8 protein-coding genes are annotated in these 12,089 nt (G+C 70.7%); 4 read left to right on the top strand and 4 right to left on the bottom strand.

What is annotated here, in order from left to right; all coding sequences use genetic code 11:
- The first annotated feature begins 29 nt into the window (after positions 1-29).
- Genes ACQP1S_RS09675 through ACQP1S_RS09665 form a run of 3 tightly spaced genes read left to right on the top strand, consistent with a single transcriptional unit; the run spans position 30 to position 3,496 of the window.
- Positions 30-1,547, top strand: a complete 1,518-nt coding sequence (locus ACQP1S_RS09675; RefSeq protein WP_432905383.1) for a protein kinase domain-containing protein — start codon at positions 30-32, stop codon at positions 1,545-1,547.
- Between the two features lie 18 nt (positions 1,548-1,565).
- Entirely contained in the window at positions 1,566-2,870 is a 1,305-nt protein-coding gene (locus ACQP1S_RS09670) for a sensor domain-containing protein (protein ID WP_432905380.1), read from the top strand.
- Positions 2,834-3,496 carry a response regulator gene (locus tag ACQP1S_RS09665; RefSeq protein ID WP_091253901.1) on the top strand — a complete coding sequence of 221 codons (663 nt, stop codon included), beginning with the start codon at positions 2,834-2,836 and terminating at the stop codon, positions 3,494-3,496. Before ACQP1S_RS09670 ends, ACQP1S_RS09665 begins: the two co-directional genes overlap by 37 nt.
- 101 nt (positions 3,497-3,597) lie before the next feature.
- On the opposite strand, the gene ACQP1S_RS09660 is transcribed toward ACQP1S_RS09665, so the two are convergent.
- The 3 genes from ACQP1S_RS09660 to ACQP1S_RS09650 form a co-directional block, all read right to left on the bottom strand.
- A complete protein-coding gene (locus tag ACQP1S_RS09660) occupies positions 3,598-6,162 on the bottom strand; it encodes an FtsX-like permease family protein (RefSeq protein WP_432905378.1) in 2,565 nt (854 codons plus the stop codon).
- Entirely contained in the window at positions 6,162-6,977 is an 816-nt protein-coding gene (locus tag ACQP1S_RS09655) for an ABC transporter ATP-binding protein (RefSeq protein ID WP_432905376.1), read from the bottom strand. The genes ACQP1S_RS09660 and ACQP1S_RS09655 overlap by 1 nt, the downstream gene beginning before the upstream one ends.
- A 147-nt stretch (positions 6,978-7,124) precedes the next feature.
- A complete protein-coding gene (locus ACQP1S_RS09650; RefSeq protein WP_432905373.1) occupies positions 7,125-9,956 on the bottom strand; it encodes an AAA family ATPase in 2,832 nt (943 codons plus the stop codon).
- An 831-nt stretch (positions 9,957-10,787) separates the two neighbouring features.
- Here ACQP1S_RS09650 and ACQP1S_RS09645 point away from each other — a divergent pair.
- Positions 10,788-11,057: a DUF5988 family protein gene (locus tag ACQP1S_RS09645; RefSeq protein WP_432905370.1), complete on the top strand. Its 270-nt coding sequence runs from the start codon at positions 10,788-10,790 to the stop codon at positions 11,055-11,057.
- Between the two features lie 52 nt (positions 11,058-11,109).
- On the opposite strand, the gene ACQP1S_RS09640 is transcribed toward ACQP1S_RS09645, so the two are convergent.
- Entirely contained in the window at positions 11,110-11,886 is a 777-nt protein-coding gene (locus ACQP1S_RS09640; protein WP_091253916.1) for a thioesterase II family protein, read from the bottom strand.
- Positions 11,887-12,089 lie beyond the last annotated feature (203 nt).

The following is a 12,089-nucleotide window of genomic DNA, read 5'->3' as shown; positions in this document are numbered from 1 at the left end:
CCTCGACCCGCCATGGGACACTTGTATACATGGGCGAGCTGACCAGCGGCGCAGTGGCCGAGCCGGGGTCACCGCTGCGGCCGGGTGATCCGGAGAGTGTCGGACCCTACCGGCTGCACCGCCTGCTCGGATCGGGCGGCATGGGGGTGGTCTTCCTGGCCGAGGCGCCGGGTGGGGGCCGGGTGGCGGTCAAGGTCGTCCACGACGAGTTGCGGTCCCGGCCGGAGTTCCGGCGACGGTTCGCCCGGGAGGTCGCCGCCGCCGGCCGGGTGGCCGACTTCTGCACCGCCCGGGTGCTCGACGCCGACCCGCAGGGCCCGGTGCCCTACCTCGTCACCGAGTACGTGACGGGATCGTCCCTGCACGAGCACGTGACCCGGCACGGCTCGCTCTCCGGGCCACAGGCCGAGGCGCTGGCCGTCGGCGTGGCCGCCGGGCTCACCGCGATCCACGCCGCCGGGCTGGCCCACGGCGACCTGACCCCCCGCAACGTCCTGCTGTCCCCGTTCGGGCCGAAGGTCATCGACTTCGGGTTGGCGAGCCTGATCGAGGTGCTCGACCCGACCACCGGTCCCTCGTACGGCACCCCGGGCTGGTTGGCCCCGGAACGACTCGCCGGCTTCCCCCCGGCCCAACCCGCCGACGTCTACGCCTGGGGCATCCTCGTCGGCTGGGCCGCCACCGGTCGGCTGCCGGTCGACCACCGGGTCCACCCGGCCGGCGGCCCCGACCTGAGCGGGCTGCCCGCCGGCCTGGCCGCGGTGGTCGCGCGGGCGCTGCGTACCGACCCCCGACAGCGCCCCACCGCCCGGGAGGCGATGCTGATCCTGGTCGGCAGCGCCGACACGGCGAGCATCCGGTCGGCGGTGGAGCCGGTGGCGGCGACCACCGAGCAACTCGACGGCACCCGGTGGTATCCGGTCATCGGCCAGCCGGCCACCCTGCTCGCCCCGACCCCGCCGCCGCATCGGCCGCCGCCGTCCTGGCCGGCGGTGGTGACCGGGGTGGTGGCGGTGGTGGCCGCCGTCGTGCTGGGCGTCGTCGCGCTGCGCCAGGCCGACCAGCGGGGCACACCGCGCGCCGACCCGAGCCCGTCCGCGCCGGCCCCCACCACGCCGAGCCCCACCCCGAGCCCGTCGCCCTCCCCGCGCCCGTCGCCGGCCACCGCCACCGGGCAGGACGGGGCGCTGGAATTCACCGTACGGGGGGTGCACTGCGGGCAACGCGAGATCGGGTTCTGGCCGTTGACCCAGCAGGCGGACGGGGTGTTCTGCATGGTCGACGTCGACGTGGTCAACAAGGGCGACAAGGGCACCATCGTCTGGCCGCTCAGCCAGCGACTGGTCGACACCGACGGCCGTGGCTACACACCGGACACCCGGTCCCTGCTCTACTATCCGGACACCCAGCGGTTGACGAAGAACATCAGGCCCGGCGCGACGGTCAGCGGATCTCTGGTCTATGACACGCCGGTCGGCACCGAGTTCCGTCAACTCGTCGTCCACGACACACCCTTGAGTGCGGGCACCACCATCGATCTATCGTGACCGGGAGAGCCGGAGAATATGGACGTCGCCGTCGCTATCGGGCTCAGCGGGCGGGCGCTGACCCGGGCCCTGTACGCCACTGGACGGGGCGTGGTGCTCGTCGCCACCGCCGCGCTCAGCCTGACCCTCTTCATCACCACCACCCTCGCCACGGCGTTCATCCTGCTCGGTGTCGGGGTGCTGTTGCTGCCACTGGTCACGCCGCTGGTCCGCCGGCTGACCGGGCTGTGCCGGAACCTCGCCGCCCGCTCCGGGGTGCCGATCGCCACGCCCTACCTCCCCCTGCCACCGCTGGAACCGGGGGTGTTCGGCTGGGTGCAGCGCTGCCGGTCCATCCTCACCGACCCGGCGACCTGGCGTGACCTGCTGTTCCTGCTACTCAACACACTGGTCGGGTTCGCGCTCGGGCTGCTGCCGCTCACCCTGCTGGTCTACTCGGTGGAGGGGTTGGTGCTCTCCACCGGGTTCTGGATGCTGATGCGCGAGTCCGGGGTGAACTTCTGGTACGGCTTCACCGCGCTGGACTCCTGGCCGCACGTGGCGCTCGGGGCACTGGTCAGCCTCGTGGTGTTCGGGATCTGGGCGGCCGCCACCCCGCACGTGCTGGCCGGGTACGCGCACTTCGCCAGGTCGCTCCTGGGGCCGAGTGAACGGTCGATGATCACCTCCCGGATGCGGCACCTCTCCGAGACCCGTTCCGACGTGATCAACATTCAGGCCACCGAGCTGCGCCGGATCGAACGGGACCTGCACGACGGCGCGCAGGCGCGGCTGGTCGCGATCGGCATGAAGCTCGGCGCGGCCAACCGGCAGTTGCGGACCAACCCGGACGCTGCGGAGACCCTGCTGGTCGACGCGCGCAACGCCACCGCCACCGCGCTGGAGGAGCTGCGCTGCCTGATCCGGGGCATCCACCCCCCGGTCCTCGCCGAGCGGGGCCTGGAGGACGCCATCCGGGCCATCGCACTGGAGAGCCCGATCGACGTCGAGGTCACCACCGACGTGCCCGGCCGGATGGCCGCCCCGGCGGAGTCCGCCGTCTACTTCGCCCTGTCCGAACTGCTGAACAACGTCCTCAAGCACGCCAACGCCGACCGGGCCAGCATCGATCTGCGCCACGAGGACGGTCTACTGCGGGCGGTGGTGATCGACAACGGTCAGGGCGGCGCGGACGCTTCGCTCGGCACCGGTCTCCGGGGCATCGAACGACGCTGTGCTACGTTCGACGGGACGCTCGTCCTCAGCAGTCCCGAAGGTGGGCCGACCGTCGCGATCCTGGAGCTGCCGTGCGCGTTGTACTCGCCGAGGACCTCTTCCTCCTGAGGCAGGGGATGGTCCAGCTCCTCGAATCGTACGACTTCGAGATCGTCGCGGCGGTCGACAACGGACCGGCGTTACTCGACGCCCTGGTGACCCTCCGCCCCGAGGTCGCGGTGGTCGACGTGCGACTGCCCCCGACGTTCACCGACGAGGGGCTCCAGGCTGCTCTGGAGGCCCGACGCCGCTGCCCCGGCCTGCCCATCCTGGTGCTCTCCCAGCACGTCGAGCAGCTCTACGCCAAGGAGCTGCTCGCCGACGCCAGCGGCGGCATCGGATACCTGTTGAAGGACCGGGTGCTCAACAGCGACCAGTTCGTCGACGCCATCCGCCGGGTCGCCGACGGGGGCACCGCGATGGACCCGCAGGTGATCTCCCAGCTGCTGGCCGGCCGGTCCCGCCGGGAGCCACTGTCCACGCTCACCCCGCGCGAGCGGGAGGTGCTGAAGCTGATGGCCGAGGGATGTTCAAATGTGGCCATCGCGCAGCGTCTCATCGTCAGCCAGGGCGCGGTCGCCAAGTACACCACCAGCATCTTCACCAAGCTCGACCTGACCCCGGCGGACGACAGCAACCGTCGGGTGCTGGCCGTGCTGGCGTACCTCAACGGCACCCGCGCCGACGTCTCCTGACCTCGCCGGTGGGGTCGTTGCTCCGCAATTGCCTACCGACCACGACATGCAGCCGCGCCCCCGGTCGTCGACCGGGGGCGCGGCTGGGCGTTCACTGCGCGTCAATCGACGGCGACGGCAGCTTCCGCCGGCCGGGTGAGCATCACCCGGTGGCCGGGCAGCAGCGTGGCAGCGAACGCGAGCACCGCGGCGCCCGCCACCACTGCCAGATAGATGAAGACCGACCCGGAGGGGAAGGGTCGACCCAGCACCACGGCGCTGAACGGCAACAGCGTGGCAATGGACGCGATGGTGCCGAGCACCACCCCGATGATGGTGATCATGCCGGCCTCGATGCTGAGCATCTCCAGGGCCTGGCGTCGGGTGGCACCGATGAGCCGTTGCATGCCCAGCTCACGGCGGCGACCGGCGGTGGCCACGATCAGGGTGTTCGCCACCGAGATCATGGTGTAACCGGCGACCAGGGCGACGAGCAGGTAGTTCACCCAGGCCTGGGTCTTGGTCCGCTCGGCGAACGTGGCGATCGTGTCGCGCTCGCCGATCAGGGTGCCCGGGTTGCCACCGACCTTCTCCCGCAGGCTGGCTGCCAGTTTGTCGCGGTCGGTGCCGGGTGCGGCGGTGACCAGGATCTGTCGGGTCAGCCCGGTGGTGCTGTGCGCGGCGAGCAGCTCGGCGGGGAGCATGATCGTCTCGTACCCCTCCTTTGCCGGGTAGAGCGCGACCACCCGCAGGTCGACCGCCGACCGGTCACCGAGGCGCAGCGTGATCTGGTCGCCGATGCCGACGTTCAGGTTCTTGCCGGCCACCTCGGGCAGGGCCACGGTGTCACCCCGCAGGTCGGCCAGGTTACCTTCGATGGTCCGGACGCCGGTGATGCTGGCCGCGCTGGCCGCCGTCACCCCCTGCAACGGCCACGGCGACTCGACGTGCGAACCGTCGTAGGGCTTGTTGATCCAGCCGGCGCTGGTGACGTACGCCGACGCGTCCTCGACGCCCGGCGCGGACCGGAGCTTCTCGACGGTGTCGGCGGGGAAGCCACCGGTGGCGGAACTGAGCACGACGTCGGCGCGGAGATTGTCGGAGTAGTAACGCTCGGCGGCCTCGTTCTGCGTGGTCTGCAGGTAGAAGTTGGCCAACGCCACCGACACCGCCAGCATGATCGGGGTGACCGCGGCGGCTACCCGGACCGACCTCGTCCGAATGTTGATCGTGCCGAGGTAGCCGGAGAGCCCGAAGAACGCCCGCACCGGCACGCTGAGCATGGCGGCGAGGAGCCGGGTCAGTCCTGGGCTGATCAACGCGATCGCGATCGCCCAGCACATCACCGCCGGCCCGGCGGTCGCGGACGCCACCGGGCCCCGCAGGGCGACCCCCGTCACGATGATCAGCACGATCCCGCCGGCGAAGAAGAGGAAGGAGAACACCACCCGGGGCCAGGTGACCCATTTGCGCTGGACGGCAGCCTCGGCGATGCCTTCGGTGGGCCGGGTCTTGGAGGGGCGTCGGCTGGCGACGTAGGAGGCGACCAGCGCGGCGAAGATCCCGACGGCCGGGCCGATCAGGTAGGGAACCACGCCCTGGTGGAACTCCACGACCGGCGAGATGACCCCGGCCTCTGCGACGAGCCAGTGGATCAGCGGCCCCAGCAGGGCACCGGGAATGCAGCCGAGGATCGCGGCGCCGACCGCGACCACGAGCGCCTCGCGGCGGATCATCTTGCGGATCTGCCGGGGCGTCGCGCCGATGGAACGCAACAGCGCGACCTCCTTCTGCCGCTGCTGCACCGACAGGCCCAGGGTGCTGGCGACCACGAAGATCGAGACGAAGACGGTCATACCGGCGAAGACACCGGCGAGCGGGACCAGCTGGGCCCGCCCGCCGACCGCCTCGGGGAACTCGGCCACCCCACGGTCGTCGCCGGTCAGCACGACCAGCTTGCGGTCGTTGAGGGTCTTCTCGATGCGGCCACGCAGGGCGTCCAGGTCGGTGCCGGGCTTGGCCATCACACCGATCGCATCGGCGCTGCCGGCGTGCGGGTCGAGCCGCTGCACGTCACCGCCGGAGAAGAAGAGTGCCGAGTGGCTCATCTCGTCCCGGGCCCCGGCGAGGCCGGTCACCTGGAAGGTGGAGACGCCGCCACCGACCGCCACCTCCACCCGGTCGCCGACCTTGATCTGGGCCTGCCGGGCCACCGCCCGGTCCAGGACGACCTGGCCGGGCTGGGCGGGCGGCTGTCCGTCGAGCCGGTAGGACCCGAGCGCAGCCGACTCCCAGTCATGACCCAGCGACTGCGTGCCGACGATCACCGGCACCCCGTTGCGGACGACGGTGGCGGCGAAGGACGCCTCGGCGATGGCCCGTTCGACCCCGGGCACTGCCTGGATCTTGCCGACCAGCCCGGAGTCGATCCAGTACCGTTCGGCCAGCGGCACGGACTTGATGTCCTTGGTGTCCTGCGGGTCCTTCTTGGGCACGCCGTAGGTCTGCTTGCCGCTGACCACTACGTCGGCCGCCGCCAGACGCTGTGGCGGGACCGCCAGCCGGATGCCGGTCTCCATCAGACCGCCACAGGCGACGATCAGCGCCACCCCGAGGAAGACCGCGGCGAACGTCGCGATGAACGCGAGCCTGCGGTAGCGCAGGGTGCGCCAGGCGAGGTACGTCATCAGAAGCCACCCCTGCCGGTCGACTGCGGCGCCCGGTTCTGCTGCCACGCGGTCAGGTGGGTCATCCGCTCGGCCACCACGTCAGCGGTCGGCGACTCCAGTTCACCGATGAACTGACCGTCGGCGAGGAACAGCACCCGGTGCGCGGCGGACGCGGCGACCGGGTCGTGGGTCACCATGATGATCGTCTGGCCGCCGCTGGACACCGTCTCGCGGAGCAGTTGCAGCACCTCGATGGTGGTCTGGGTGTCCAACGCGCCGGTCGGCTCGTCGGCGAAGATGACCGCCGGCCGCATGATGAGCGCCCGGGCGATCGCGACCCGCTGCTGCTGCCCGCCGGAGAGTTCGCTCGGCAGGTGCTTGCGCCGCTCCGCCAGCCCCACCCGGCCCAGCACCTCCACCACGGAGGAGCGGTCGGGCCGGCGGCCGGCCAGCCGGAACGGCAGCCCGACGTTCTGCTCGACGGTGAGCGCCGACATCAGGTTGAACGCCTGGAAGATGAAGCCGACCCGCTCGCGGCGCAGCATGGTCAGCTGGTTTTCGTTCATGCCGCTGAGTTCCTTGCCGTCCAGCACCACCGAGCCGGACGAGGGCACGTCGAGCCCCGCCGCGCAGTGCAGGAAGGTGCTCTTGCCGGAGCCCGACGGCCCCATCACGGCGGTGAAGCTGCCCCGCGGGAAGCTCATCGTGACGCCGCGCAACGCGTCGACCCGGTTCTCACCGCGCCCGTACGTCTTACGGACGTCCCCCAGCCGGACCGCGTCGACGGCACCGCCGGTGGGCGTCCGATTATCTTTATTCCAGTTCACCTTCATGCTCCCCGCAGAAGAACGTCGCCAGACGGCGGTGGGTATAGGTTCACGGTATGCAACGGGCGGCCGGCGCTCTATGGAGCTAATGACCCGAAGCGGTGGGTCTAGACCCACCGCTTCGGTTCGGGTTCTTGAGCCTTCCGCACCAGCTCAGCTCGCCTGTACTGCTGCCGACTCCCAGTGCGGCCAGGAGCGCTCGGCCCCGCTCGGCGCCACCGCCAGCAGTCCGGCCCCGGTGGCGTCCATCGGGAGGCCCAGCGACAACTCGGTGCGTCGCCGGACGTTGAGCTTCCGGTAGACCCGGGTCAGGTGCTGCTCGACGGTGCTCACCGTGATGTACAGCTTCTTGCCGATCTCCCGGTTGGTGTGACCGAGCGCGGCCAGCGTGGCGACGCGCTGTTCGGCGTCGCTGAGCCGGGACATCTCCTCGTGCTCCGGCGGGGCGTCCGCCTCGTCGCCGCCGCCGGGCAACAGCCGACGACACAGCGCCTGCGCCTGGATGTCCTTGGACAACTGCATCGCGCTGCGGGCCACCACCCGGGAGGTGTTGAACTCGCCGCGCCCGTAGTGCGCGCTACTGAGCGCGGCGAGGGCGAGGAAGAGCTGGTAGCGGTCGCCGGCCTCCTGGAGCAGGTTGGCCGCCTGACGCAGGGTGTTGACCCGTTGTTTGACGTCGAGCGCCGACCCGAGCAGCCGCAGCGAGATACCCCTGGTCCGGGCGTTCTCGGCACCGGGCCGGGAGAGCTGCTCGGTCACCATGCCCCGGGCCAGGTCGGGCCGGCCGGACCGCAGGTAGACCTGGGCCAGGTCGCCCCGCCAGGGAAGCAGGGTGGGCAGATCCAGCCCCCACTGGGTGGCCAGCTGCCCGCAGGTCTCGAAGTCGGCGAGCGCGGCGTGTGACCGTCCTCCGGCCAGGTGCAGGTGGCCGCGGGCGCGCAGGTAGAGCGGCCAGAACCAGGTGTCCCGCATGGCATCCGGCATGACGTGCTTGAGCTGCGCCTCGGCCTCGTCCAACTTGTCCATGCCGATCTTGGCGAACAGCAGGTTGGACAACGGCGAACCGATCGCGACACCCCAGTTGTGCGGTGACATCGCGTCCAGCGCCTCGCGGGCGAACCGTTCACTGAGCGGCAGGTCGCCCTGCCGCAGCGCGATGTGCGACCGGACGTCGGACAGGATGGCGTGCCAGGTGGTGGCACCCCGCGCCCCGGCCTCGGCGCCGAGTACGTCGCACCAGTGCACGGCCCGGTCCATCCGGTCGGCGTAGACCAGCGTCTGCAACGCGCACAGGGCCGACTCCAGTCCGACGTCGACCAGCAGGTGGCTGCCGAGCACCTGCTCGGCGCGGGCGATCACGTCGTCGGTCACCCCGTCGGTGAGGACGGCGGTCAGCGACGGCGTGGCCGACCCGAGCGGGCCCTCCGAGCGGGCCGCGGTCATGGCCGGCGTGGTCACCGACGGGACGCCGGGGGTGGCGTCGAGTTCGGCGAAGGCGACCGGGAAGTGCAGCCGCAGCCACTCGGTGCACCCCTCCAACTCGGCTGCGGTGGTGGCGTCCCAGTGCTGCCGCGCGGCGCGCAGATGGCGCAGCGTCTCCTGGGCGTCCTCCCGATGGCCGTGCCAGAGCTGGTAACGCAGCAGCGCCGCGGCATGCCGCTCGGAGAGGTGCCCGGCCCGCAGCGCGTCGCGCTGGGACTGGAGGTGCTGGCTCACCGCTGCCGGATTGATCCGCCACTGGCAGTCGGCCAGCAGCGCGGTCAGCGCCGCCCGGCGGGGGACGTCGTCACACATCTCGTGGGCCAGTTTGAGTGACTCCACCGCGTCGTCGACGCGGTCATCGGCGAGCGCGTGTGTCGCCGACTCCTGGAGCACGGTGATCGCCCAGGGCTCGACCAGGCCGCCGGCCGCGAGCAGGTGACCCCCGATCGCCGAGGCGGGCGCGCCCTCGGCGTGCAGCAGCTCGGCCGCGCGGGCGTGCATCTCGGACAGCGCCTCCGGGGCGAGGTCGTGCAGCACCGCCGCACCCGCCGCCGGGTGGCGGAACCGGCCGGCGTCCAGCAGTCCGGACGTGGCCAGCGCGTCGAGTACCCATTGGACCCGGGCCGGCTTGCTGTCCAGCAGTCGGCCCAGCAGCGCCGGGGTGGCGAAGTCGCCGAGCAGGGCCAACCCGTGGGCCGTCTCCAGGATCGCCGGGTCCCACCGCCGCAGGCAGGCCAGGACGGCCTGGCGGAACTGGTCGCCGACGACCACCTCGGTGCCGTCGGCCGACCCGGCGGCGCGCCGGTCCTGGCCGAGGGCGTGCAGCAGCAGCGGGTTGCCGCCGCTGACCCGGTGGTACGCCGGAGCGAGCGCCGCGGCGGTGTCCCGGCCCATCCAGCCGCTCAGCAGCTCGACGACCCCCGCCTCGGAGAGCGGAGCCAGCTGGATGTTGCAGAAACACGCGTGCCGGGTGAGCTCGGCGCGGAACTCCGGGTTGAGCGGTTGGGGTTGGGGTGACTCGGTGAGCACCACCAGCAACTGCGCGGCGGTGAGCCGGCGTTGCAGGTAGAGCAGGGTTTGCAGGGTGGTCTCGTCGGCGAACTCGACGTCGTCGACGAGCAGGACGAGCGGCCGGTCACGGGCGATGTCGAGCAGTTCGGCGCACATCCCGCGTACCGCGCTGATGTCGACCGTGCCCTCGGTCGTGGTGTCCCCTGGCTCGATGAACGCTGCGATGCGTCCGAGCGTCTCGGCCGGCAGCGGCACGCTGTGGAACAGCTGCCCCATGACGGCGGCAGGCAGCAGTCGCTCGGCCCGCGAGCAGGCGGCGCTCAGCACCAGAGCGCCGGTCGCCTCTACGCGGTCGGCGAAGGCCCGCAGCAGCTCGGTCTTGCCCGTGGCACCGGGGCCGCTGATCAGCGCGACCCGTCCCCTGCCCGTGGCGCTTCCGGAGTAAAGCTCCCGCAAGATGTCAAGCTCGCGGCTTCTCTCCACGAATTCCACCCGTCTCCCCCCAGGTCAGCGATGACGCATCGAACGGGGCGCTGTCGCCTGGCGGGACAGGCCCCCGACGAAACCGTTCGGCTCGATGCCACGCGGTCCGCCGAGGCCCACCCGACCACTGACCACGTCAGCCCGAAAACCGGGTCTTTCAATGATGATGGTCAATTAAATGACGGCTTTCGCCACGCCTCGACGGCGACCCCAGCATACATAGACACCCGTACAAGACGGTAGTGGGGTGATGATACTTCGTCACTGATATGACGTACGGGCGTGGCGTTTTGTCAGGTTGTCGGCGCCGGCCATCAAATTACCAATCGGTAGCAATTACATGATCCAAGAACCGCCTCACCCCTCCCACCTGCACAGATGGCCGCAGAATCAACCACCCCACAGGTCGCTGACCTGGAAAAGGTCTGCCCCAGAGGGTCCTTACCGGAACTTTGGCATCAAGTCAGCCTCATACCCCACTGACCGCGACGACCTCGTCACACCATCATCCAGGGGACCAGAGGTATTAAAACGGGCAATTCACTCTTGAGGAAAAATTGAGTTTCAGCGAGAAGACGGAGCTATTACGGGCGCAATTCAGAGCTTCCCGCATTCCTGTCGACCTTGCGACATCAGCACGGGTATCGCAAATGCGGCCTGCCGGGTCAGGAAAGTGGCCGCAGGTTGGCCGGCGGTGGAAATCTGGTGGCGGACCGGCGGGTTAGGGGTCGCTTCCGGGTATACGCGGGCCTTCGTTGCCGCCAGGCTGGACCCATCCGAGGGCAGTGACGTACAACACGGTATCGAAAAACGTCTCCGCCCCCAGCCGAGGAGGAAAGCGTGGACGATCTCACATCGGTGAGCAGCGCGCGGCGATTCAGCGACGTTCGCGGCGACGAGCACTTCGAGGTGGTCCTGGAGGGCGGCCCGGTCGGGCTGCCAGCCACCACCCGGGCCCGCAGCGCGCCGACCGGCACCGGCCGGATCAAGGTGCCCTATCTGGGCGGCTACGAGCACTTCGAACGCTCCGGTGACCACGACGGCCTCAACGACGACGCCTCGCGGGTGGTGATCTTCCGCTGGACCATGCGGACGAAGATCGCCGAATGACGGTACGACACAGGGGGCACCGTGGCCGGTGCCCCCTGTGTCGTCGTCGGGATCAGCCGGTCGGCTCGCCGGGCGGCAGCGACGCCAACTCGGTGGCGATCAGCCGGATCACGTCGGCGGCATGGTCGTTGAGGTAGAAGTGCCCGCCCGGATACACCCGTACGTCGCACTCGCCGGTGGTGTGCCGACGCCAGTCGTCCGCCTCGTCCAGGGTGGTCACCGGGTCGGCATCGCCGGTGAGTACGGTGATCGGGGCGGCCAACCGCTGCTCCGGGTCGGCCCGGTAGGTCTCCACCGCCTTGTAGTCCCCGCGCACCGCGGGGAGAATCATCGGCAGCAACTCCGGGTCGCCCAGCACCCGCGGGTCCGACCCGCTGAGCCGGGCCAGTTCCCGCAGTACCCCGGCGTCGTCGCGGGTGTGCACGTACCGCTCGTCGCGGACCCGGGACGGGGCCCGGCGGCCGGAGGCGAACAGCCGTACCGGCGGCCGGCCGGTCTCCCGCTGCAACCGCAGTCCCACCTCGTAGGCGAGCACCGCACCCATACTGTGGCCGAACAGCGCCACCGGTCGGTCAAGCCACGGCTGCAGCGCGCCGAACACCCCGTCGGCCAGGTCGGCGACGGTGTCCAGCACCGGCTCGTGTCGACGGTCCTGCCGGCCGGGGTACTGGATCGCCAGCACCTCCACGGCGGGCGAGAGGGCCCGGGAGACCGGAAACAGGTAGCTGGCCGAGCCACCGGCGTGCGGCAGCGCCACCAGCCGGATCGCGCTGGACGGCGACGGGTGGAACCGCCGTACCCACAGGTCGTTCTCTAGCGTTGCCGTCATCACTGGTCCTCTGGGGATCGACGCCGCGGGCACGCCCGCAGCCGGAGGTTCCCGGGCCGGCGGTGCCTCGGCCGGCACGCCAACAAGCTCGCTGCGGTGCCGGCGCCCACTGACGAAGCGAGCGTAGGAACACCGGGAGAACGGGACAACCCCTAAGCGGGGCGTCTGCCCCCTAGCGCGGCAAGGGGGCAGACGGCCCATCG

The organism is Micromonospora matsumotoense, assembly GCF_050951065.1.
Lineage (GTDB): Bacteria > Actinomycetota > Actinomycetes > Mycobacteriales > Micromonosporaceae > Micromonospora > Micromonospora matsumotoensis.
This window is presented reverse-complemented; position numbering and strand designations above follow the sequence as displayed.

What these genes read in the sequence shown, in the direction of transcription:
- ACQP1S_RS09660 (WP_432905378.1), bottom strand. Translation starts at nt 6,162, where the DNA reads ATGACGTACCTCGCCTGGCGCACCCTGCGCTACCGCAGGCTCGCGTTC.
- ACQP1S_RS09655 (WP_432905376.1), bottom strand. Translation starts at nt 6,977, where the DNA reads ATGAAGGTGAACTGGAATAAAGATAATCGGACGCCCACCGGCGGTGCC.
- ACQP1S_RS09640 (WP_091253916.1), bottom strand. Translation starts at nt 11,886, where the DNA reads ATGACGGCAACGCTAGAGAACGACCTGTGGGTACGGCGGTTCCACCCG.
- ACQP1S_RS09675 (WP_432905383.1), top strand. Translation starts at nt 30, where the DNA reads ATGGGCGAGCTGACCAGCGGCGCAGTGGCCGAGCCGGGGTCACCGCTG.
- ACQP1S_RS09670 (WP_432905380.1), top strand. Translation starts at nt 1,566, where the DNA reads ATGGACGTCGCCGTCGCTATCGGGCTCAGCGGGCGGGCGCTGACCCGG.